This window comes from Agrobacterium sp. 22-226-1, from assembly GCF_053522345.1.
In genome coordinates this window covers 33,264-56,097 of the sequence record NZ_JBNWCP010000003.1, presented here as the reverse complement: position 1 = coordinate 56,097, position 22,834 = coordinate 33,264, and the positions used below count along the sequence as shown (strand labels likewise).

Annotated in this window: 18 protein-coding genes; 9 read left to right on the top strand and 9 right to left on the bottom strand. The window is 59.6% G+C overall.

Annotated features, from left to right (window positions below; genetic code table 11):
* The first annotated feature begins 256 nt into the window (after positions 1-256).
* From topA to rpmG, 6 genes are all read left to right on the top strand, one after another.
* The gene (gene topA / locus ACQZ5K_RS05990; RefSeq protein ID WP_448739874.1) at positions 257-2,941 is read left to right on the top strand and encodes a type I DNA topoisomerase; all 2,685 of its coding nucleotides are present in this window, start codon (positions 257-259) and stop codon (positions 2,939-2,941) included.
* Positions 2,938-5,292, top strand: coding sequence for a ribonuclease R (gene rnr / locus ACQZ5K_RS05985; RefSeq protein WP_448739873.1), 2,355 nt, complete (start codon positions 2,938-2,940; stop codon positions 5,290-5,292). Before topA ends, rnr begins: the two co-directional genes overlap by 4 nt.
* Positions 5,293-5,336: 44 nt before the next feature.
* Positions 5,337-5,780: a DUF983 domain-containing protein gene (locus ACQZ5K_RS05980; protein WP_059752697.1), complete on the top strand. Its 444-nt coding sequence runs from the start codon at positions 5,337-5,339 to the stop codon at positions 5,778-5,780.
* A gap of 62 nt (positions 5,781-5,842) precedes the next feature.
* Entirely contained in the window at positions 5,843-6,469 is a 627-nt protein-coding gene (locus tag ACQZ5K_RS05975) for an NUDIX hydrolase (protein WP_448740078.1), read from the top strand.
* A gap of 17 nt (positions 6,470-6,486) precedes the next feature.
* Positions 6,487-7,653, top strand: a complete 1,167-nt coding sequence (locus ACQZ5K_RS05970) for an MFS transporter (RefSeq protein WP_448740077.1) — start codon at positions 6,487-6,489, stop codon at positions 7,651-7,653.
* 89 nt (positions 7,654-7,742) lie between these two features.
* A complete protein-coding gene (gene rpmG / locus ACQZ5K_RS05965; RefSeq protein WP_003496403.1) occupies positions 7,743-7,910 on the top strand; it encodes a 50S ribosomal protein L33 in 168 nt (55 codons plus the stop codon).
* 893 nt (positions 7,911-8,803) lie between these two features.
* On the opposite strand, the gene ACQZ5K_RS05960 is transcribed toward rpmG, so the two are convergent.
* Entirely contained in the window at positions 8,804-10,174 is a 1,371-nt protein-coding gene (locus ACQZ5K_RS05960; protein WP_448739872.1) for a PleD family two-component system response regulator, read from the bottom strand.
* 18 nt (positions 10,175-10,192) lie between these two features.
* Positions 10,193-10,564, bottom strand: coding sequence for a response regulator (locus tag ACQZ5K_RS05955; protein WP_003521498.1), 372 nt, complete (start codon positions 10,562-10,564; stop codon positions 10,193-10,195).
* 131 nt (positions 10,565-10,695) lie between these two features.
* Between ACQZ5K_RS05955 and ACQZ5K_RS05950 the strand changes: the two genes are divergently transcribed.
* Positions 10,696-11,004, top strand: coding sequence for a DUF3572 domain-containing protein (locus ACQZ5K_RS05950; RefSeq protein WP_003521499.1), 309 nt, complete (start codon positions 10,696-10,698; stop codon positions 11,002-11,004).
* A 21-nt stretch (positions 11,005-11,025) separates the two neighbouring features.
* On the opposite strand, the gene ACQZ5K_RS05945 is transcribed toward ACQZ5K_RS05950, so the two are convergent.
* On the bottom strand, positions 11,026-11,286 hold the full coding sequence (locus ACQZ5K_RS05945) for a BrnA antitoxin family protein (RefSeq protein ID WP_003502419.1): 261 nt from the start codon (positions 11,284-11,286) through the stop codon (positions 11,026-11,028).
* Complete coding sequence (locus ACQZ5K_RS05940) at positions 11,252-11,539, bottom strand: BrnT family toxin (protein ID WP_125145954.1); 288 nt, start codon at positions 11,537-11,539, stop codon at positions 11,252-11,254. Before ACQZ5K_RS05940 ends, ACQZ5K_RS05945 begins: the two co-directional genes overlap by 35 nt.
* A 177-nt stretch (positions 11,540-11,716) precedes the next feature.
* Here ACQZ5K_RS05940 and ACQZ5K_RS05935 point away from each other — a divergent pair, with 177 nt between their 5' ends.
* A complete protein-coding gene (locus tag ACQZ5K_RS05935) occupies positions 11,717-13,000 on the top strand; it encodes a DNA polymerase IV (RefSeq protein WP_269830832.1) in 1,284 nt (427 codons plus the stop codon).
* Between the two features lie 169 nt (positions 13,001-13,169).
* Complete coding sequence (locus tag ACQZ5K_RS05930) at positions 13,170-14,396, top strand: L,D-transpeptidase family protein (protein WP_448739871.1); 1,227 nt, start codon at positions 13,170-13,172, stop codon at positions 14,394-14,396.
* A 34-nt stretch (positions 14,397-14,430) separates the two neighbouring features.
* On the opposite strand, the gene dnaE is transcribed toward ACQZ5K_RS05930, so the two are convergent.
* The 5 genes from dnaE to ACQZ5K_RS05905 all read right to left on the bottom strand — a co-directional run bounded on the left by dnaE (position 14,431) and on the right by ACQZ5K_RS05905 (position 22,778).
* Positions 14,431-17,931 (bottom strand): DNA polymerase III subunit alpha, encoded by a 3,501-nt coding sequence (dnaE, locus tag ACQZ5K_RS05925; protein WP_448739870.1) that lies wholly within the window; start codon positions 17,929-17,931, stop codon positions 14,431-14,433.
* 434 nt (positions 17,932-18,365) lie between these two features.
* Positions 18,366-19,049: an ABC transporter ATP-binding protein gene (locus ACQZ5K_RS05920; RefSeq protein ID WP_003521506.1), complete on the bottom strand. Its 684-nt coding sequence runs from the start codon at positions 19,047-19,049 to the stop codon at positions 18,366-18,368.
* A 15-nt stretch (positions 19,050-19,064) separates the two neighbouring features.
* Positions 19,065-20,372 (bottom strand): lipoprotein-releasing ABC transporter permease subunit, encoded by a 1,308-nt coding sequence (locus ACQZ5K_RS05915; protein WP_003521507.1) that lies wholly within the window; start codon positions 20,370-20,372, stop codon positions 19,065-19,067.
* A 124-nt stretch (positions 20,373-20,496) separates the two neighbouring features.
* A complete protein-coding gene (gene proS / locus ACQZ5K_RS05910; RefSeq protein WP_448739869.1) occupies positions 20,497-21,819 on the bottom strand; it encodes a proline--tRNA ligase in 1,323 nt (440 codons plus the stop codon).
* 653 nt (positions 21,820-22,472) lie between these two features.
* Positions 22,473-22,778: a DUF1467 family protein gene (locus tag ACQZ5K_RS05905; protein WP_003521509.1), complete on the bottom strand. Its 306-nt coding sequence runs from the start codon at positions 22,776-22,778 to the stop codon at positions 22,473-22,475.
* Positions 22,779-22,834: the final 56 nt, after the last annotated feature.

The following is a 22,834-nucleotide window of genomic DNA, read 5'->3' as shown; positions in this document are numbered from 1 at the left end:
ATCTATCCTGCAAAATTTGCCTGAAACGAAGAGCAATAAGTCGATTCAAATGATGTTGCCCATCATAACCAATTTACCAAAGATTGCAATACAACAATAGATTATCCATAGGTTGCAATCACCTTGAAGCGATAAAATCGGCCTTGCCTCTTGACCCGCGCGCATTACCTGTCCATGTCGAAATATAAAGAAGGCGAATTGCGGCATTGCGCCGTGACCCGGCCACGTTAACGGACCAGTTCCAGAGAAAAACAATATGAATGTCGTCGTCGTAGAATCTCCTGCCAAAGCCAAGACGATCAACAAGTATCTTGGCTCGGGCTACAAGGTTCTTGCATCCTTTGGCCACGTCAGAGACCTTCCTGCCAAGGACGGATCGGTGCTGCCCGACCAGGATTTCGAAATGTCCTGGGAGGTCGACAGCGCATCCGCCAAGCGCATGAAGGATATTGCCGATGCGGTAAAATCCTCCGACGGCCTCATTCTCGCAACCGACCCGGATCGCGAAGGCGAGGCCATCTCCTGGCACGTTCTCGATCTTTTGAAGAAAAAGCGCGTCCTCGGCGACAAGCCGGTGAAGCGCGTGGTCTTCAACGCCATCACCAAGAAGGCCGTGCTGGATGCCATGGCGAACCCGCGCGACATCGACGTGCCGCTGGTCGACGCCTATCTCGCCCGCCGCGCGCTGGATTATCTGGTCGGCTTCAACCTGTCGCCGGTGTTGTGGCGCAAGCTGCCCGGCGCGCGTTCCGCCGGCCGCGTTCAGTCGGTTGCGCTGCGTCTCGTCTGCGACCGCGAATCCGAGATCGAGCGTTTCGTCTCAGAGGAATACTGGAACATCAGCGCGCTTCTGAAGACACCGCGCGGTGACGAATTCGAAGCCAAGCTGGTTTCGGCCGATGGCAAGCGCCTGCAAAGCCGCTCGATCAAGACCGGAGATGATGCGAACCGGCTGAAGGCGCTGCTGGAAGGCGCGAGCTATGCGGTCGAAAGCGTCGAGGCGAAACCGGTCAAGCGCAATCCCGGCCCGCCCTTCACCACTTCGACGCTGCAGCAGGCGGCCTCCTCGCGCATGGGCTTTTCCGCCTCGCGCACCATGCAGGTGGCGCAGAAGCTTTACGAAGGCATCGATATCGGCGGCGAGACCGTCGGTCTGATCACCTATATGCGTACCGACGGCGTGCAGATGGCCCCGGAGGCGATCGATGCCGCCCGCCGCGCCATTGGCGAGCAGTTCGGCGGCCGTTATGTGCCCGAAAAGGCGCGCTTCTATTCCACCAAGGCCAAGAATGCCCAGGAAGCGCACGAGGCGATCCGCCCGACCGATTTCAACCGCACGCCGGATCAGGTGAAGCGTTACCTCGATCCCGATCAGCTGCGTCTTTATGACCTGATCTGGAAGCGCGGCATTGCGAGCCAGATGGCCTCGGCGGAAATCGAGCGGACCACGGTGGAAATCCTTGCCAGCAATGGCGGCGAAAAGGCAGGCCTGCGCGCCGTCGGCTCTGTCATCCGCTTCGACGGTTTCATCGCCGCCTATACCGACCAGAAGGAAGATGGCGAACAGAGCGATGACGGTGACGACGAAGGCCGTCTGCCGCCGATCAACGAGCGCGAGAACCTCGCCAAGCAGAAGATCAACGCCAGCCAGCACTTCACCGAACCGCCGCCGCGTTATTCGGAAGCCTCGCTGATCAAGAAGATGGAAGAACTCGGCATCGGCCGTCCTTCCACCTATGCGGCGACGCTGAAGACGCTGAGCGATCGTGAATATATCGTCGTCGACAAGCGCAAGCTGATCCCGCATTCGCGCGGACGGCTGGTGACGGCTTTCCTCGAAAGCTTCTTCACCAAATACGTCGAATATGATTTCACCGCAGCGCTTGAAGAAAAACTCGACCGCATTTCCGCCGGCGAACTGGACTGGAAGCAGGTTCTGCGCGATTTCTGGAAGGATTTCTTCGCCCAGATCGAAGACACCAAGGAACTGCGTGTCACCAACGTTCTGGATGCGCTGAACGAGGTTCTGGCGCCGCTGGTCTTCCCCAAGCGCGAGGACGGTTCCGATCCGCGCATCTGTCAGGTTTGCGGCACCGGCAATCTTTCGCTGAAGCTCGGCAAATACGGCGCTTTCGTCGGTTGCTCCAACTATCCGGAATGCAACTACACCCGCCAGCTGACCTCGGACGGTTCGGAAGCGGAAGCTGCGGCTTCGAACGAGCCGAAGGCGCTGGGTGCCGATCCGATGACCGGCGAGGAGCTGACGCTGCGCTCCGGCCGTTTCGGGCCCTATATCCAGCGCGGTGACGGCAAGGAGGCCAAGCGCTCCTCGCTGCCCAAGGGCTGGAAGCCTGAGGATATCGACCACGAAAAGGCCTTAGCGCTCATCAACCTGCCGCGCGATATCGGCAAGCATCCGGAAACCGGCAAGATGATTTCCGCCGGCCTGGGCCGCTACGGGCCGTTCCTGCTGCATGACGGTTCCTATGCGAATCTCGAAAGCATCGAGGACGTGTTCTCTATCGGCCTCAACCGTGCCGTGACCGTGATTGCCGAAAAGCAGAGCAAGGGACCGGGCCGCGGCCGCAGCGGCACGCCGGCTGCGCTGAAGGAACTTGGCGACCATCCAGATGGCGGCGCGATCACCGTTCGCGACGGGCGTTATGGCGCTTACGTCAACTGGGGCAAGGTCAACGCCACCATTCCGAAGGGTCAGGACCCGGCTTCGGTGACGCTGGACGAGGCGCTGGTGCTGATCGCCGAGCGCATCGCCAAGACCGGCACCGGCGGCAAGCCTGCCAAGGGCAGGAAGACGGCTGCCAAGAAGGCCGATGGTGACGCCGCCGCAAAGCCGAAGGCGACCAAGGCCAAGGCGGCAACGAAGAGCAAGACGGCCGCCAAGCCGAAGGCAGCGGCCAAACCCAAGAAGGCAGCAGAGTGAGCAAAGCGCCGCGTCAGAGACAGGGTTCAGCCAGCGACGGTTTCGGACGCACCGGGCGCGGCAAGCGGGTGAGTGAAGGTGAAGGCATCATCCATGGTGAGGTGCCTTCCCGCGAGGTGCTGCTGAAATTCATCGCCGACCATCCGCAACAGGCCTCCAAGCGGGAAATCGCCAAGGCTTTCGGGCTGAAGGGTGAAAACCGCGTGGTTCTCAAAGCGCTGCTGAAAGAGCTTGAAACCGACGGCATGGTGCAGAAGAGCCGCAAGTCGCTGACGCGGCCGGGCGGCCTGCCGCCGGTCACGGTTCTCGATATCACCACCCGCGACAAGGACGGCGAATTGATCGGCCGCCCGGCCGAATGGCCGGAGGATATGGGTGCGGCGCCGGCCGTGCTCATCCGCCAGTCATCGCAGGATCGCGGCAAGAAGGCGCCCGCGGCGGGTCTTGGCGACCGCATTCTGGCGAAAATCTTCCCCTCCAAGGAAAGCTCCGGCCCGGCCTATACGGCCCGCGTCGTGAAGCTGATCGACCGCCGGCAGAATGCTCTGCTCGGCGTGTTCAAGGAGACGGCGGGCGGTGGCGGACGGCTGATGCCGATCGACCGGCGCGGCGAGGAAATGGTCATCGACCCCGATGGCGTCGGCGATGCGAAAGACGGCGACCTGATCGAGGTGGAAACCTCGCGCAACAGCGGCCGTTACGGGCTGACGCGCGCCAAGGTCCTGTCGGTCATCGGCTCCGTTGCCTCGGAAAAGGCGATCTCGATGATCGCGATCCATTCCCACGGCATTCCGCATATCTTCCCCTCGAACGTTCTTGCCGAGGCGGATGCCGCCAAGGCGGCCAGCATGTCGCACCGCGAGGACTGGCGCGACCTGCCGCTCATCACCATCGATCCGGCCGACGCCAAGGATCATGACGATGCGGTCTATGCCGAGCCCGACACGTCGCCCGACAATCCTGACGGTGTCATCGTCACCGTCGCCATTGCCGATGTCTCCTGGTATGTGCGTTCCGGTTCGCCGCTGGACCGCGAAGCGCTGAAGCGCGGCAACTCCGTCTATTTCCCCGACCGCGTCGTGCCGATGCTGCCGGAGCGCATTTCCAACGATCTCTGCTCGCTGAAAGAAGGCGTCGACCGCCCTGCCCTTGCGGTGCGGATGATCTTTTCGAAGGAAGGCCGCAAGGCCGGCCACACCTTCCACCGCATCATGATGAAGAGCGCTGCCAAGCTCTCCTACAGCCAAGCTCAGGCGGCCATCGACGGACGGCCGGATGACAAGACCGGGCCGCTGCTGGAACCCATCCTGAAGCCGCTATGGCACGCCTATGCGGTGATGAAGCGCGGCCGCGACCGCCGCCAGCCGCTGGAACTCGACATGCCGGAGCGCAAGATCCAGCTGCGACCAGACGGCACGGTGGACAAGGTCGTCATCCCCGAACGTCTCGATGCGCATAAGCTGATCGAGGAAATGATGATCCAGGCGAATGTCGCCGCCGCCGAGACGCTGGAAAAAAAGAAGCAGCCGCTGGTCTATCGCGTCCATGATGCGCCCACACTTTCCAAGCAGGAAGTGCTGCGCGAATTCCTCGGCACCATCGGCATTTCCATGGCCAAGGGTGCGGCGATGCGCGCCAATTCCTTCAACGGCATTCTGGCCCGCGCGCTCGATACGCCGCACCAGATCATGGTCAACGAGATGGTGCTGCGCAGCCAGAGCCAGGCGATCTACAGCCCGGAGAATATCGGCCATTTCGGCCTCAACCTGATGAAATATGCGCATTTCACCTCGCCTATCCGCCGTTATGCCGACCTCATCGTGCATCGCGCGCTGGTGGGGTCGCTTGGCCTCGGCGAAGGCGGCATCACACCGCAGGAAGAGGCGACGCTGGACGATATCGCCGCCGAAATCTCGACCTTCGAGCGGCGCGCCATGGCAGCAGAGCGCGATACCGTCAACCGGCTGATCGCGCATCATCTCTCCGAACGGGTGGGCGAAGAATTCGAGGGCCGCGTCTCCGGTGTCACCAAGGCGGGACTTTTTGTCGCGCTTCCGCAATTTGGCGCGGACGGCTTTGTTCCTATATCTACACTCGGAACCGACTATTTCCTTTACGATGAGGCCCATCAGGCCCTGACAGGAGAGAAGACGGGCCTCGGATACCAGCTTGGCGACACGGTTCAGGTGCGGCTTGCGGAAGCGGTGCCTTTGGCAGGCGCGCTTCGTTTCGATATGCTGAGCCCGGGGCGCAAGATGCCGGTCGGCTCGCGGTCGTTCCACAAGGCAGGCCGGCGGACATCGCGTCCTGCCGCAAAGCCCGGGACTCGACCGCCCAGAAGGCGACGATAACAAGACCGCTTCAGGCGGTTGAAAAACGGGAGAAGGACTTAAGGATGAGTGCACATCAGGGCTCGGAAACAGTCACCTTCGGAGACGATAGTGCGGAACGGCCGCTTGGCCGCTCGATCATGCGGGGAATGGCCAATCGCTGTCCTGCGTGCGGCAGCGGACGCCTGTTCCGGGCCTTTCTGAAGCCGGTGGACGCCTGTGCCGCCTGCGGCGAAGAAATGCACCACCACCGGTCCGATGACCTGCCGCCCTATATTTCCATCGTCATCATCGGCCATATCGCCGTCGGCGGTTTCATGATGACCGATATGGTGTTCTCCGTTCCCATGTGGGTGCATTTCGCCATCTGGGTGCCGATCACCATTCTCGCCGCACTTTTGACGCTGCAACCCATCAAGGGCGGCGTCATAGGCCTGCAATGGGCGCTGAAGATGCACGGCTTCGACCGAAAACAGCAAAAAGCGCAGATCGACGGCTCGTCTCACTGACGGCGGGCGGGATCTTGCACGTGACTCAGCTTCCCCGGCGTGCCGAAACCGCGAGCGCGCCCATGCGGCCGCGCGACGCCGCCTCCATCATTCTGTTCGACCGTTCCGGCTCGCAGCTCAGGGTGCTGATGGGCCAGCGCAGCAGCGCCCATGTCTTCATGCCGGGCGCCTATGTGTTTCCCGGCGGCAAACGCGATCCGCGAGACCATGCGCTGCCCTTTTCCGGCGATCTGCATCCCGCCGTCCTCCACAGCCTCACCGCCTCCGCAGCGCGGCGGCTGAGCGCTGCCGGCGCGAGAGCTTTGGCGCTCGCCGCCGCGCGCGAGCTTTTCGAGGAAACCGGCGTGGATCTCGGCTTGAGCACCAGGGGTCCCGATCTTTCCCGTTTCCGATATGTGGCCCGCGCCATCACCCCACCCGGCAATGTGCGGCGCTACGACACGCGATTCTTCTGCTGTTATGCCGACGAATTGCGGCTGGATACCCGGCTAACCCGTGATTCCGACGAGTTGCACAATGTGCAATGGCTTGACATGACAGACCTTTCCGGTCTGAACATGCCGAAAATCACGCGCACGGTTCTCGAAGATGTCACAAAACTCATGATAGGTGATCCCTCATTGCCCTTTGAAAGCCCCGCGCGGCTCTATATCACGCGCCACGGCCGGTTCATTCGAGACTTTGTATAAAGGCCGTCATGTCACAAATGAAATGCGAAGAAGCGGACGCCATTCACTGGCCCTCACTGATCGCCGCCATTTCCGCCATCAGTGCGGTGGGCGTCGCCATCGGCCTCGGCCTTCCGCTCCTGTCGATCATCCTTGAGAAGCGCGGCATCTCTTCCACCATGATTGGGGTGAATTCGGCCATGGCCGGCGTCGCGGCGATGATGGCGGCCCCCGTGACCACCAAGATCGCCCATGATTTCGGCGTGGCGCGAACCATGCTGTTCGCAGTCGTCGTTTCGGCGCTGAGCGCGCTCGGTTTTTATTTCGCCGAAGCCTTCTGGATGTGGTTTCCGCTGCGAATCGTTTTCCACGGCGCCACCACCACGCTTTTCATTCTCTCCGAATACTGGATCAACATGACCGCACCGCCCAGGAAGCGCGGCATGGTTCTCGGCATCTACGCCACCGGCCTTGCGGTTGGATTCGCGGTCGGTCCGCTGCTGTTTTCCGTCGTCGGCAGCGAAGGCATATTGCCGTTTCTGGTCGGCGCGGCGATCATCCTGCTCGCCGCGATCCCGATCTTCATGGCGCGCGGCGAAAGCCCGGAGCTGGACGAACGGCCCAACCACCATTTCGTCCGTTATGTCTGGCTGGTGCCCATGGCGTCCGCGGCTGCCTTCGTCTTCGGCTCGGTGCAGGCCGGCGGCCTTTCGCTGTTTCCGATCTATGCGACGCGGGAGGGCTTCAACGAATCGCAGGCAGCGCTTCTCCTCACCGTGATGGGCATCGGCAATATGGTCTTCCAGATACCGATCGGCCTGCTTTCGGACCGGATGAAAGACCGGAGGACGATGCTGGGGCTGATGGCCTTTGCCGGCGTCTGCGGCACGCTGGCGCTGCCTTTCCTGGTGGAAAGCTGGCTTCTGGTGGCGGCTCTGCTGCTGTTCTGGGGCGGGCTGGTCTCGGGCATGTATACTGTCGGCCTCACCCATCTCGGATCGCGCCTGAAAGGCGCCGATCTGGTCGCCGCCAATGCCGCCTTCATCTTCTGTTACGCCATGGGCACCATTGCGGGGCCGCAGGCCGTGGGCATTTCCATGGACCTTGCCGGAACCGACGGCTTTGCCTGGTCGCTGGCGGTATTTTTCGGGCTTTACGTGGTGCTTTATATCGTCCGTTTTGTTTTCCGGGCAAAACATGCTTGACTTTTCAGGCGCGATACGTAGTTTCGCGCCAGATTTAGCCGAGGTGAGAAGCGCCTGCGGCTTCTCTTTTGTTTAAAGGCAGGACGACCATGGCGAAAGCTACAACAATCAAGATCAAGCTGCTGTCGACAGCCGACACCGGTACCTTCTACGTCACCACCAAGAACAGCCGTACGTTCACGGACAAGATGACGAAGACGAAGTACGACCCGGTTGTACGCAAGCACGTTGAATTCAAGGAAACCAAGATCAAGTAATTTCTTGATCGGGTCTCCGACAAAAGCGCGCCCAACGGGCGCGTTTTTTGTTTGTGCCGAGGGAAGGAGGCTGCCACAAGCCTCTTCGCGCCCAGAGGCTTTGCAAGCGGCCAATAAGCCCCGCCTCCCCGCTGCCTCGGAAATTGCCGCCGTTACTGGCAAGCGCGCAAGCAGCCATTGGTAAGCCGACCATATGGCCTGACGCCCCATCCGCCGCCGCAATCATTCAGGTGCTCGGAAGAAGTATCCCAAGGGCTACGCATCCGCCCCTGCCTCGTATCACGACCTCGCACATGACGTGAACGAAGACGACCGCACAAGCCGCTACGCTGCGACACGCGCACCACGAACAGGCAATTTTCGGGAAGAAGGCGGTCGGCCAACGATGCGATTACGGCACGAGGAACCGATTCGGACATCGTCAGCCGACCGACCCCACGATTCAGGAGATGCGGCGGACCTGAGCATCATGGGGCATTCAAACTACGCAATACCAGCCCCTGACGAGCGAAATCGCGACGGCTAAGCCGCTATCATTCATCATCACAAGACGGATAAACCGCCAGAAGAACTGTTACTCTCAATAGGGAGTGTGCGCAGAAGTAAAATAAAAATCAACAAATTCTTAAGCCAGAGATACATCACCTGGGAAACATGGTTAAGTATACAAAGCTGGCACACTATAGTTGCCGGAGAGATTGAATTCAACGTATTTTTCAACTTGAACTCTATTTATATCGCCAATCTGCATCTTTTCATTGCAAAGCGATAAAATACATCCAAGGTCAATGGCTTGCAGTCTCGCGACGCCCGCCCCGTATCCCCGAATAACTATTTCGCCGGGATATGACGGAGAGATTGCGCAATATTCTTAGTTAATCCGCCGCTGACGCTCAGGCAGCGGCGGCAACGACGCGGTTGCGACCAGCGTGTTTCGCCTCGTAGAGCGCCTTGTCGGCCTGCTTCAGGATTTCATCCGGTGCGCCGAAGGCGCCACTGCTGGTGGCGATACCGAGGGAGGCGGTAATGCTCAATTCCCGGTCGATGGAACGAACATAAAAAGGCTTGTCCTCCACGATCGCCCGCAGGCGCTCCGCGACGCTTGCCGCAAGCTCCGTCGGCGTATCGGGCATGACGACGACGAACTCCTCCCCGCCATAACGGCAGGCGAGATCCGCGCCGCGCACCGTGCTGCGGATGCGCGCTGCAAATTCCCGCAGCACCTCATCGCCGACATCGTGGCCATAGGTGTCGTTGACCAGCTTGAAGCGGTCTATATCGGTCATGCAGATCGAAATTGGGCGGCCGCGAACGGCAGCACGGTCGAAGAGTATCTTCAGGTGGTTGTCGAGATAACGGCGATTGTTGAGGCCGGTCAGCCCGTCGACAATGGCGAGTTCCATCGTGTGCTGGAGATTGAGCCGCAGATGCTCGTTGTAGCGCTTGCGCCTGATCTGCGTCAGCGAGCGCGCGACGAGTTCGTTCGGATCGATCGGGCGGAGAATGTAATCATTCACCCCGAGATCGAGCGCCCGCGCCACCATATCGTCCGCCCCCTGTTCCGCCACCAGAAGCAGCGGCAGGAAACGGGTGCGTTCCAGCGAGCGAAGCTGTGAGCACAGCCTCAGCGGATCGTAATTCTCGAAATTGGAATTGACGATGACGAGCTCGAACGGATTGCCCGCGGCCTTGAGCAAGGCCGCCTGCGGCTCGGTGACGGCATCGACCTCCGCAACCGGCTTCAGCGCCCGCACGATACGTTCCTGCGAGCTGGCGCGGCCATCCGCAACCAGCACGCGGCCGGGCGTCTGCATCAGGCCATCGCTGCGCAGCATCTCCTCGATGCCGATCTGCCGTGCGGTTTCGGCGCGCAGCCGCAATTCGTCGCTGACGGCCTTGAGGCGCACGAGGCTTTTGACACGGGCGATGAGTTGAAGGTCGTTGACCGGCTTGGTGAGAAAATCGTCGGCGCCGGCCTTGAGGCCGCGCACGCGGTCTGACGGCTGATCGAGTGCCGTGACCATCACCACCGGAATATGTGCGGTATTCGGATTGGCCTTCAGCCTTTCGCAGACCTCGAAACCATCCATGCCCGGCATCATGATATCGAGCAAGATGATATCGACCTGCTCTTCGTCGCAGATCGCCAGCGCCTTGAAACCATCCTCGGCGGTGACGACATCGAAATATTCCGCCAGAAGACGGGCTTCAAGAAGCTTCACATTGGCCGGAATATCGTCAACAACCAGAACTCTCGCCGTCATAACCGTTCCCCAGTCGCCTCACGCATCGCCCAGATAAGTCTTGATGACTTCGATGAACTTCGGAACGGAAATCGGCTTCGACACATAGGCCTCGCATCCGCCCTGGCGGATCCGTTCCTCATCGCCCTTCATGGCGAAAGCCGTGACCGCGATGACCGGAATGACATGCAACTCGTCATCTTCCTTCAGCCACTTCGTCACCTCCAGCCCCGAAACTTCCGGCAGCTGGATATCCATGAGGATGAGGTCCGGGCGGTGCTTGCGGGCGAGATCGAGCGCTTCCATACCGTTGCGCGTCTGGATGGTCGTATAACCGGACGCCTCGATCAGGTCGCGAAAGAGCTTCATGTTCAGCTCGTTGTCTTCGACTATCATGACCTGCTTGGGCATGGTGAGCAGTCCCCGTTTCGCTTTGAAACCTTCATCCAGACATATAAGTTGCCAGAGAACCGATTCCATCGTCCATTTGTTGCGCAAGGCTAGAGGGATTTGGTTTCAAAATAGGTAACTTCGGGGAAGAAATGCTGCGCGATACGAAAAACAAAGGCAATGCCGGCCAGGATCCGCAAGAAACGGCAGCCGCCATACTTGGCTGGCTGGCAAACGAACCGGAAATGCTGGCGCGTTTTCTGGCGCTGAGCGGGTTGCAGGCCAATATGCTGCGCCAGGCCGTCAACGATCCCGGCTTTCTTGCCGGCCTCACCGATTTTCTGATGAGCCATGAACCGGACCTGATGGCGTTTTGCGCCGCGACCGATACTTCCCCCGAAACAGTGGCGGCCGCCTGGCATCACTTTTCCGGGCCGGGGCTGGATTCGGGCGTGTATTGACGGGTCGCCAGCCGGAGGCGGTCAGCGTTTCAGCAATGTGCGGGCATAGGATTCCAGCACCGCATTCATACGCGTCTGGTATCCCTTGCCGGTGGATTTATAAGCCTCGACGACGGACTTCTTGACCCTCAGCGTGATCTGCTGCGTCCCTTCCGGCTCCACGAGTTTTGCGTTCGCCCAGAAGCGCTCATCCAGTTCGGGAATATCGCTGTAGTCAATCTTCTCGTCAGGCAAGGCTGCCAGTTCTTCAAGACTCAGTTCTTTTTCGTATTTCTTCGTCATAACGTTTCCTTTCGCGGCGGTTTGCCGGCCGGGCGGAGATGATGCGGGTTTTACCGGCACGATCGGTATGGATGACCGCCAGAAATACTATTCCTTCGATCTGCCCTATGCTGTGATAGCGCGTCTCTCCATAGGCCCCGCGCTCATCGACCCATGAAAGAACCGCACCCTCGAAGATTCGAATCGCAGTCTGAAATCCGACGCCATGCTTTCGGATGTTGGACCTGTTTTTCTCTTCATCCCATTCGAACATGCGTAAAAAATCATCTACAATTGTAACTACAAATATGGGTGAAGATCAAATATTTCTCTACGATATGCAAGTTTTCCATGTGCCGGGGTTTTCAAATCCGGGCTTTGTCGCGAACGCCCCTTGAGCCGTTGTCACGGCCGGAGTATGGTCGGCACGTTCTGGTTTTGTTTTCGGCCCATGTCCACGTCGCAACCCTATGATCCCGGTTTTTGCCGCGACTGTCTGGCCGGCCAGCCAGAGGGGCTGAGGCGTTGCCGCGCCTGTGGCAGCCCGCGGCTTGTTTATCATGCCGAACTCTACGATCTGAGCATTGCCCATATCGACTGCGACGCCTTTTATGCCTCCGTTGAAAAACGGGACAACCCGGAACTGGCCGACAAGCCTGTGATCGTTGGCGGCGGCAAACGTGGGGTGGTTTCCACCGCCTGTTATATCGCCCGCATTCACGGCGTGCGTTCCGCCATGCCCATGTTCAAGGCACTGGAAGCCTGTCCTGACGCCATCGTCATCAAGCCGGATATGGAAAAATACAGCCGTGTCGGACGCGAAATCCGGGCGATGATGCAGGAATTGACGCCGCTGGTGCAGCCGCTTTCCATTGACGAGGCGTTTCTCGATCTTTCCGGCACCGAGAAGCTGCATCACGATCCACCGGCCCGTGTGCTGGCGAAATTCGCTAGGCGCGTGGAAAAGGAAGTGGGGGTGACCGTTTCAGCCGGGCTTTCCTATTGCAAATTTCTGGCTAAGGTCGCGTCCGACCTGCAAAAGCCGCGCGGCTTTTCGGTGATCGGCGAAACGGAGGCGCTGTCCTTTCTGGCGACACGACCGGTGACGACCATCTGGGGCGTGGGCAAGGCCTTTGCGGCGACGCTGGAGGCTGACGGTATCCGCATGATCGCGCAGCTGCAGGAGATGGAGGAAAGCGAGCTGATGCGCCGCTATGGCGTGATGGGGCAACGCCTCTTCCGGCTCTCGCGCGGCATTGACGAGCGGCATGTGCACAATAACGACCCCGTCAAAAGCGTGTCTTCCGAAACCACATTCTTCAACGATATTTCCCGCCATGAGGATCTGGTGCCGATCCTGCGCTCGCTTTCCGAAAAGGTTGCCTGGCGGCTGAAAAAGAGCGGCATTGCCGGCCAGACGGTGGTGCTGAAGATGAAGACGGCAGACTTCAAGCTCCGCACCCGCAACCGCAAGCTGGACGACCCCACGCAGCTTGCCGACCGGATTTTCCGCACCGGCCTTTCGCTGCTGGAAAAGGAAACGGACGGCACCAGGTTCCGCCTCATAGGCATCGGCGTCAGCGATCTGCGCGATGCGGGCCTCGCCGATCCGCCCGATCTTGTCGACAAACAGGCGGGGCGCCGGGCAGCGGCGGAAGCGGCGATGGACAAGCTGCGCGACAAGTTCGGCAAGGGCAGCGTCGAGACCGGCTACACGTTCGGAACGCGCAAATAACAGTTGCGGGATTGTGCGACAGGTCGCGCAATCCTGTCCTGGCCGCCTCGCGACGGATATATTTTAGATTTTACACAAATTAGTGATGTTGCGGATGATCGGTCCTTAAACTTCATTAAACTTCGCATGATTGAGTGAGGCAAGTTTTGTACATGTGGTGTATTGCGTCATGTCCCTCCGCCTCCGTCTTATGGCTGGCATGCTGTCGGCCAGCATTCTTGCCTTTCCGGCGCTTGCCGCTGACAGCAGGTCCCTGCAGATACTGGTATCGAAAAGCGACCAGTCGCTTTCGCTTTATGAGAACGGCGAGATCGTCGCCACCTCGAAAGTCTCCACCGGCAAGGCCGGGCATGAGACACCGAGCGGCATCTTCTCGATTCTGGAAAAGCGCAAATACCACGAGTCGAATATCTACTCGGCCGCGCCCATGCCCTTCATGCAGCGGCTGACATGGTCCGGCATCGCGCTGCACGAAGGCAAGGTGCCGAACTATCCGGCCTCGCACGGCTGCGTGCGCCTGCCGTCCAAATTCGCGAAGTCTCTCTTCGGAGACACCAAGACCGGCGTGCATGTCATCATCACCGACCGGCCGGTCTCGCTGCGCTTTGTGCAGCATCCGGCGCTGTTTCAGCCGCGCGACGATGCCGATGACGGCAAGCTGCTTCTTTCGGATGTGGAATTGCGCCCGGCGACTTTCGATGCGGCTTTGGGGACGGTCGAGGTTGCCGTCAATGAAAAGACCCAGGCCCTCAAGCCGGCGGCGAAGACCAGGGAGCCCTCGCCCCTGCGCATTCTCATCACCCGGCGCGGCGAGCGGGAAAAGGTGATGGATATTCAGACCGTGCTGACCCGCCTCGGCTTCGATGCCGGTTCAGCCGATGGTTATGCCGGGGAAATGACGATCAGCGCCATCAATGGTTTCAAGCGCTGGAAGGGGCTGAAAACCACCGGCCCGCTCCTGACCGACGCCTTCGTGACGGCGCTTTATGCCTCCGCCGGTGAAGACCATCCCCCGACCGGCCAGATCATGGTACGACAGGATTTCAAGCCGCTGTTCGAAGCCGCCATCGACATCAAGGACCCGGAAGTGGCGCTCGGAACCCATTTCTTCGAAGCCGTATCCGTGGATCGCGCCGCCGGAACCGCCGAATGGAACGGCGTGACGCTGGGAAACCATCTGCCGGCGGCGGCCCGCAAGCGGCTCGGCATCTCCGTTACCGAAGCGCCGGGCGGCTTCGATCAATTGAGCGCCGTACTCGGCCGCCTCGAAATTCCCACGGAAATACGCAGCCGGATCGAACAGGAGCTTTCAAGCGGCAGCTCGATCACCGTTTCCGATATCAGTCACCAGCTGGAGACAGGCACTGGAACGGACTTCATCACCGTGACTAAATAAGGGCCGGTATGAGCGATGTGTGAGGCCTCAAGCCTCACACCAGTTCCACATCGACGACACCGGGCGCGGACCGCAGCGCAGCGGCGATTTCCGGCGAGATGCGGTATTTCTCCGTCAGCTCCACCTCGATCTCGCGGCTGCCCTCATCCTTGATGACGATGAAATAGACAGACCCATCGCCTTTCGTATTGAGGTGGCGGGCCACCGTTTTCAGCGGGCCGGAATCGCGCACATAAACACGCAACGCCTTCTGCATCTGCACGGATTTCTCTTCCAGCGACTGTGCCGTCTGGATACGCAGGCCGATGCCTTCCGGACGCTCTTCCGCCTGCACGGTGATGACCAGCGATTTACCGACCTCGAGCAGATCGCGGAACTGGCCGAGCCCTTCGGAAAACAGCACCGCCTCATATTGGCCCGATGCGTCCGAGAAGGTGACGATACCCATCTTGTTGCCGGTGCGGGTCTTGCGCTCCTGCTTGCCTGTCACCGTGCCGGCCAGACGCCCGGCAGTTGCGCCCTGTTTCACCGCGGCGGAAAAATCCGCGAAATTCTGCACCCGCAGCTTTTCCAGCACGGGGCGGTAGGTATCGAGCGGATGGGCGGTGAGGTAAAAACCGAGCACCTGATATTCACGCAGCAGCTTTTCGGAGGCGAGCCACGGCTGGAAGGCGGGAAGGACCAGCTTTTCCGGACCGCTTCCGCTACCAGAACCAAACATATCCGATTGCCCAACTGCACGATCATTCTGCGCCATCTGCGCATAACCGATGATACGATCCAGCCCTCCGATCAGCTCGGCGCGGTCGCGGCCGAAACAATCGAAAGCGCCGGCATTGATCAGGCTTTCCAGTACGCGCCGGTTGATCTGCTTGGGATCGATGCGCAGGCAGAAATCCTCAAGGCTCGTGAACGGCTTGCCGTCGCGTACCTGGACGATGTGTTCCACCGCCCCCTCGCCTACGCCCTTGATGGCGGCGAGAGAATAATAGATGCGGTTCTCGCCCGTCTCGAATTGCCGGAACGAAGTCTGCACCGACGGTGCGACGACCTCGATGCCAAGACGGCCGGCATCCTGGCGGAAATCGTTGAGCTTTTCCGTGTTCGCCATATCGAGCGTCATGGAGGCCGCCAGGAACTCCACCGGATAATGCGCCTTCATATAGGCGGTCTGGTAGGACACGATGGCGTAGGCGGCGGCGTGGCTCTTGTTGAAGCCGTAATTGGCGAATTTCGCGAGAAGGTCGAAGATGGTGTTGGCCTGCGGCTTCGAGACGCCGTTCTCGATGGCGCCGTCGACGAAACGCTCGCGCTGCTTGTCCATCTCCTCCTTGATCTTCTTGCCCATGGCGCGGCGCAGAAGATCGGCTTCGCCGAGCGAATAACCGGAGAGAACCTGGGCGATCTGCATCACCTGTTCCTGATAGACGATAACGCCCTGCGTTTCCTTGAGCAGATGGTCGATGGTCGGATGGATCGATTCCAGTTCCTCCTCGCCATGTTTGCGGGCATTATAGACCGGAATGTTTTCCATCGGGCCGGGGCGATAAAGCGCCACCAGCGCGATGATGTCCTCGATGCAGTCCGGCCGCATGCCGATCAGCGCCTTGCGCATGCCGGCACTTTCCACCTGAAACACGCCGATGGTTTCGCCGCGCGAGAGCATCTCGTAGGTTTTGGCGTCATCGAGCGGAATCGCCGCGAGATCGACCTTGATGCCGCGCTTGGCAACAAAATCGACGGCCACCTTCAGCACCGTCAGCGTCTTCAGGCCGAGGAAGTCGAATTTGACGAGACCGGCGCTTTCCACCCATTTCATGTTGAACTGGGTGACCGGCATATCCGAGCGCGGATCGCGATACATCGGCACCAGCTTCGACAGCGGGCGGTCACCGATGACGATACCGGCGGCGTGGGTGGAGGCGTGGCGGTAAAGCCCTTCGATCTTCTGGGCGATATCCAGGAGGCGGGCAACCACCGGCTCCTTGTCCGCCTCTTCCTGCAGGCGCGGCTCTTCCTCGATCGCTTTCGACAGCGGTGTCGGGTTGGCCGGGTTGTTGGGCACCAGCTTGCAGATCTTGTCCACCTGCCCATAGGGCATTTCCAGCACGCGGCCGACGTCGCGCAGGGCCGCGCGCGCCTGCAGCGAACCGAAGGTGATGATCTGCGCCACCTGCTCACGGCCATATTTGGCCTGCACGTAACGGATCACCTCTTCGCGACGATCCTGACAGAAGTCGATATCGAAGTCGGGCATCGAAACGCGTTCGGGATTGAGGAAGCGTTCGAACAGCAGCGAGAAGCGCAGAGGATCGACATCGGTAATCGTGAGCGCGTAAGCGACAAGCGAGCCCGCACCCGAACCGCGGCCCGGCCCGACCGGAATATCGTGCTGCTTGGCCCATTTGATGAAGTCGGCAACGATCAGGAAGTAACCGGGGAACTTCATGCGCGAGATGACGCCGAGTTCGAAATCCAGCCTGTCGCGATAGTCCTGCTCGGTATAGCCGGCCGCCATGCCGAGCGCCGCCAGCCGCTGATCCAGCCCCTCCACCGCCTGGCGGCGAAGCTCTTCGGCTTCGGCGTGTTCCGCCGCCTCCGGGTCGTCGCTGGCGCCGGTAAAACGCGGCAGGATCGGCCCGCGCTTCTTCAGCACATAGGAGCAGCGCAGCGCGATCTCGACGGTATTTTCCAGCGCCTCGGGAAGATCGGCAAACAGCGCCGCCATTTCCGCCCGACTTTTGAGGTAATGATCGGGCGTGAGCCGGAACCGGCTGTCATCGGAGACAATGGCGTTATGCGCCACCGCCATCAGCGCATCATGCGCCTCGTAATCGGCCTTGGAAGGGAAAAACGCCTCGTTGGTGGCAACCAGCGGAATATCATGGTCATAAGCAAGGCCGATCATGCGCCGCTCATGCGAGCGGTCATAACCGGACTGGCGCTGCAATTCGATATAAAGCCTATCACCGAAGAGTGACTTCAGCGTCAGCAGCCGTTCCTTCGCCTGGGCAGCGTGACCTTCCTTCAAGGCCATATCCACCGGACCGCCGGAAGCGCCCGTCAGCGCGATCAGGCCGGCATTGGAAGCTTCCTCCAGCCATGCACGGGTAATATGCACGGAATGGCCGCTGCCCTCGCCTTCCAGATAGGCGCGGCTGACGATATCCACCAGCCGCTCGTAACCTTCGGCATTGGCGGCAAGGAGCACTATGGCGGGAAGTTTCTGAAGGTGGCTGTTGTGGTTGCGGCGGTCCTCCGCCGCATCCTGCATGTCGATCGACAGCTGGCAGCCGATGATGGGCTGCAAACCTTCATCGCGCGCCTTTTCGGAAAATTCCAGCGCGACAAAGAGGTTGTTGGTATCGGTAATGGCAATGGCCGGCTGGCCGTCGGCGACGGCCTTGGACATGATTTTCTTGAGGGGCAAGGCCCCCTCAAGCAGGGAATAGGCGGAATGAACCCGCAAATGGACGAAACCGGGAGTTTTCAGCGTTTCGCCAGAGGTCTCTCCACGCACAATCGCATCGCCCATATCATAATCCTGTCATTCTGAATCGAGGGGGCGATTTTCCGATTTCCGGCGCTCAAAGTCCACCGCTTTACGGCGTCCATACAGGTTTCTGCGCCGGCGTGCCCTTCACAGGGCGGTGAGGATCACCGAAAAGCTGGCTACGAAGACAGCGATGGAGGCGAAAGCGGCAACGTCACGGATGAAATCAGTCATTGGTCTCTCCTTACTCGTTATGTTCCAATTTTGTTCTCATTTTGTTCGATTGTCAACAGGGTTTTGCTGATATTCCCCTTGCTAATGCCGCAGAATCGCCTTCGGTTCCCGCATGGGGAACAGCAAGCCACTGACTCCAAAACGAAAAAACCCGGAGGTAAAAACACCGCCGGGTTCAGAAAAAATTCAAATGAGAAGAACCGGCGTTCTCTGGAGAGCACCGGACGGATCGACTTACCAGCTCAGAAATCGACGATCTTGCCGTCGGCCAGCGTCACGCGCCGGTCCATGCGGGCGGCGAGTTCATGATTGTGGGTAGCGATCAGCGCCGCAAGGCCGGATTGGCGTACCAGAGCCTCCAGCGCGTCGAAAACATAATGCGCTGTTTCCGGATCGAGATTGCCGGTCGGCTCATCAGCGAGCAGCAGCAGCGGCGCATTGGCGACCGCGCGGGCGATGGCGACACGCTGCTGTTCACCGCCGGAGAGTTCCGCCGGGCGGTGCTCACCGCGATGCCCCACCCGCATATAGTCGAGCAGCGCACTGGCGCGCTTGTGGGCTTCGGCCTGTGTCAGACCGGCGATGAGCTGCGGCATCATCACATTTTCCACCGCCGAGAATTCCGGCAGGAGGTGATGGAACTGGTAGACAAAACCGATATCGCTGCGGCGGATCGCGGTTCGCGTTTCATCCGGCAGGTCATTGCAGGGTGCGCCGTTGATATAGACCTCGCCGGCATCTGGATGTTCGAGAAGTCCCGCCAGATGCAGCAGCGTGGATTTGCCGGTTCCCGAAGGGGCGACCAGCGCCACCATCTCGCCGCTCTTCAATTCGAAATCAGCCTTGCGCAGAATGGAAAGCGACGTCTCGCCCTGACCATAGGTTCTCTCGACGCCAGTAAGCCGCAGCACTGTTTTTTTTGCCATATTGCGAAGCGGTCCTTATTCGTAACGCAGGGCCTGCACCGGATCGAGCTTGGAAGCCCGCCATGCTGGAAAGATCGTTGCCAGGAAAGAGAGCGTCAGCGCCATGATGACAACGGAAATGGTCTCGCTGATATCCATTTCGGCCGGAAGCTGGCTCAGGAAATAAAGCTGCGGATCAAACAGCACCGTGCCGGATATCCACGAGAAGAACTGCCGGATGGATTCCACATTGAGGCAGACGATGACGCCGAGCGCCACGCCGGCAAAGGTGCCGACCATGCCGATGGCTGCCCCGGTCATGAAGAAGATGCGCATCACGGAGCCGGAGCTTGCGCCCATTGTGCGCAGAATGGCGATGTCGCTACCCTTGTCCTTCACCAGCATGATGAGGCCGGAAATGATGTTCAGCGCCGCCACCAGAACGATGAGGGTGAGGATCATGAACATCACGTTTCTTTCCACCTGCAGGGCGGAGAAGAAGGTCTGGTTCCGCTGTCTCCAGTCGGTGATATAGATCTGCCGTTCGGCGGCCTGCTCCACCAGCGGGCGGATTCCGTCGACATCGTCGGGGCGGCTGACATAAAGCTCGATGGATTGCACGAGGCCTTCGGCATTGAAATAAAGCTGGGCTTCGGACAGGGGCATATAGATCATCGAGGCGTCATATTCCGACATGCCGATCTCGAAGACGCCGGATATCTTGTAGGATTTGACGCGCGGATTGACGCCCATCGGCGTCACGTCGCCTTCCGGGGAAATGAGGGTAATGTCGTCACCGGCCGTTACGCCGAGCTGGGCGGCGAGCCTTGAGCCGACGAGAACGCCATCTCCGGCCATGAAGCCGACCAGATCGCCGGTCTTGATGTTGGTGGCGACTTCCTTGACCTTGTCGATATCCTCCTGGCGCACGCCGCGCACCAGCGCACCGGAGCCCGCGCCGCCGCGGCCGGAGGCGAGCGTCTGGCCTTCCACCAGCGGCAGGGCCATGGTGACGCCGGGAACGGCGGCAAACTTCTTCGCCAGCTCATCATAATTATTGAAGGGCTGGTCGATCGGCTGCACGATCATATGGCCGTTGATGCCGAGAATACGCGAAATGAGCTCGGTGCGGAACCCGTTCATCACCGCCATGACGATGATGAGCGTCGCCACGCCCAGCATGATGCCGACAAAGGAAAACCCGGCAATGACGGAAATGAACGCTTCCTTGCGCCGCGACCGCAGATAACGCCAGGCCACCATGCGTTCAAAAGCGGAAAACGGCCGGGCAGTCTTTGCCCCGGCGGAAACAGCCGCACCCTTGTCAGCCTCGGCTTGTGCCATGTCGTCTCCCTGATCTCAAACTGCAAGGCCGGTCTTTTCCGAAAACCGGCCCATATTTCTGCGGCATCTGCGTTACGAAACCGGAGCGGACTTCGGGTGAAGCCGCTCCGTCTTCAGCTCGCTCTTAGCCGAGCACCCTGTTCATCGCCGCCTCGATCGTCACGGTCTCCCGCTCGCCGGTCTTGCGATCCTTCACTTCGACTTCGCCATTCGCGACCGAACGCGGGCCGACGATGATCTGCAGCGGCACGCCGATCAGGTCGGCGGTGGCGAATTTCTGGCCTGCACGGTCGTCCGTGTCGTCGTAAAGAACATCCTTGCCGGCGTTGGAGAGCGAGTAATACAGCTTTTCGCAAGCCGCATCACAGGCAGCATCGCCAGCCTTCATGTTGATGATCACGACATCGAAGGGAGCGACCGAGGCCGGCCAGATGATTCCGTTCTCATCATGCGATGCTTCAATGATGGCGGGAACAAGGCGTGTCGGCCCGATACCATAGGAACCCATGTGGACAGGGTGTTCCTTGCCATCCTTACCCTGCACTTTCGCGCCCATCGGCTCGGAATATTTGGTGCCGAAATAGAAGATGTGGCCGACTTCAATGCCGCGCGCGGAAAGGCGCTCGCCATCGGGAATGGCATTGTAAGCGGCTTCGTCATGCATTTCGGACGTGGCGGCATAATCGGCCGTCCACTCGTCGAATACGCCCTGCAGGGCTGCGACGTCGTCGAAGTCGGTGTTTTCGGCGGGAATGGCGCGGTCGAGGAAACTCTTGTGGCAGAAGACTTCGGATTCGCCGGTATCGGCCAGAATGATGAATTCATGGCTGTGATTGCCACCGATCGGGCCGGTATCGGCACGCATCGGAATGGCGCGCAGGCCAAGGCGCTCGAAGGTGCGCAGGTAAGCCACGAACATCTTGTTATAGGAATGGATCGCGTCTTCCTTGGTCAAATCGAAGGAATAGGCATCCTTCATCAGGAACTCGCGCGAGCGCATGGTGCCGAAACGCGGACGCACCTCGTCGCGGAACTTGAGCTGAATATGGTAGAGGTTCAGCGGCAGGTTCTTGTAGGACTTCACATAGGAACGGAAGACGTCGGTGATCATCTCCTCATTGGTGGGGCCGTAGAGCATCTGACGGTCCTGACGGTCCTTGATGCGCAGCATTTCCTTGCCGTAGTCATCGTAACGACCGCTTTCCTGCCAGAGCTCGGCCGATTGCAGCGTCGGCATCAGAAGCTCGATGGCGCCGGAGCGGTCCTGCTCCTGCCGGATGATCCTGTTCACCTTGTCCAGCACGCGCTTGCCGAGCGGCAGCCAGGAATAGATGCCAGCCGATTGCTGCCGGATCATGCCAGCGCGCAGCATGAGGCGGTGGGAGACGATCTCCGCTTCCTTGGGGTTTTCCTTCAGGATGGGCATGAAATAACGGCTGAGACGCATGACGGCTTCCATTGATGCGGACGACAGCGCGCAAAGGCGCGGGAATCGCCCCGAATAGAGGGATATTGGCGCCGGATATAGCCGTTTCCGGCCGAGATGAAAACCCGCCATGAAAAGAGCGTTAAAGGCGATTTTGCGGTATTTTCGCGATAGCTAATTCGCGTCAAAACGCTTTGATCGGAATATTATTCTTGATCCAGTGCGACAAATTGCACCACGGAGAATTTTTTGCCGACTGTAACAAATATGCAAAAAATGAGATGACAAGCATGGGGGTTTGAGCTAGCTTTAGCTTACAAAAGAGGCAGGAAGTTTAAATTCTTGTCATTTTCGCGGTCAGTCTTGGGAGGATCAGATCTTAGGCGCGCTCGTTCGCAGCCCCGGCAACGGTTACAGATCACGCGAAACCTGGAAAACAAGGCTGAAAGGCCTTGTTTTTTTTTGCTTCTACACAAAAAACCCGCCCCCCGCGATATTCCGGTAAAATTATGGCGGTGAATCAGGCACTGAGCACGTTCTTGCTGTGTGCACGACAGATATGACATCCATATGACAGAATCCCGGCCATATCAGCCGGAAACTGCCGCGACCATGGGCTCACCGCCAGTCTGAGTGAACAGATGCGCGCGAAACGCGATCACCTGCGCAGCTTTTCAATCGAAAACGGGAATAATTCTCGGCAGATCATCGAGGCTGACGCCGAACCACCAGGTTCCGCCGTACCACAGCCCACAGATCAGGGCCGAGATCAGGGTCGTCCACAAAACGATCCGCCCGCCCTTGAACCTTGATGGCGCACTGGCGACCGTGCCCAGCGCCACATCGCCCTCCTCATCCTGAGTGCGCAGGCCAATCGGCAGCACGATGAAAAGCACCGTCCACCAGACGATGAAATAAACGGCGAAGGCCGAAAGAAGCGGCATGTGATCCTCCTGCACAATGGGCTTCTTGTAACGCATTCATCCGCAGATCGGAATCACTTCTCCGCAAGAAACCCTAAAAGAAAAACAGAAGG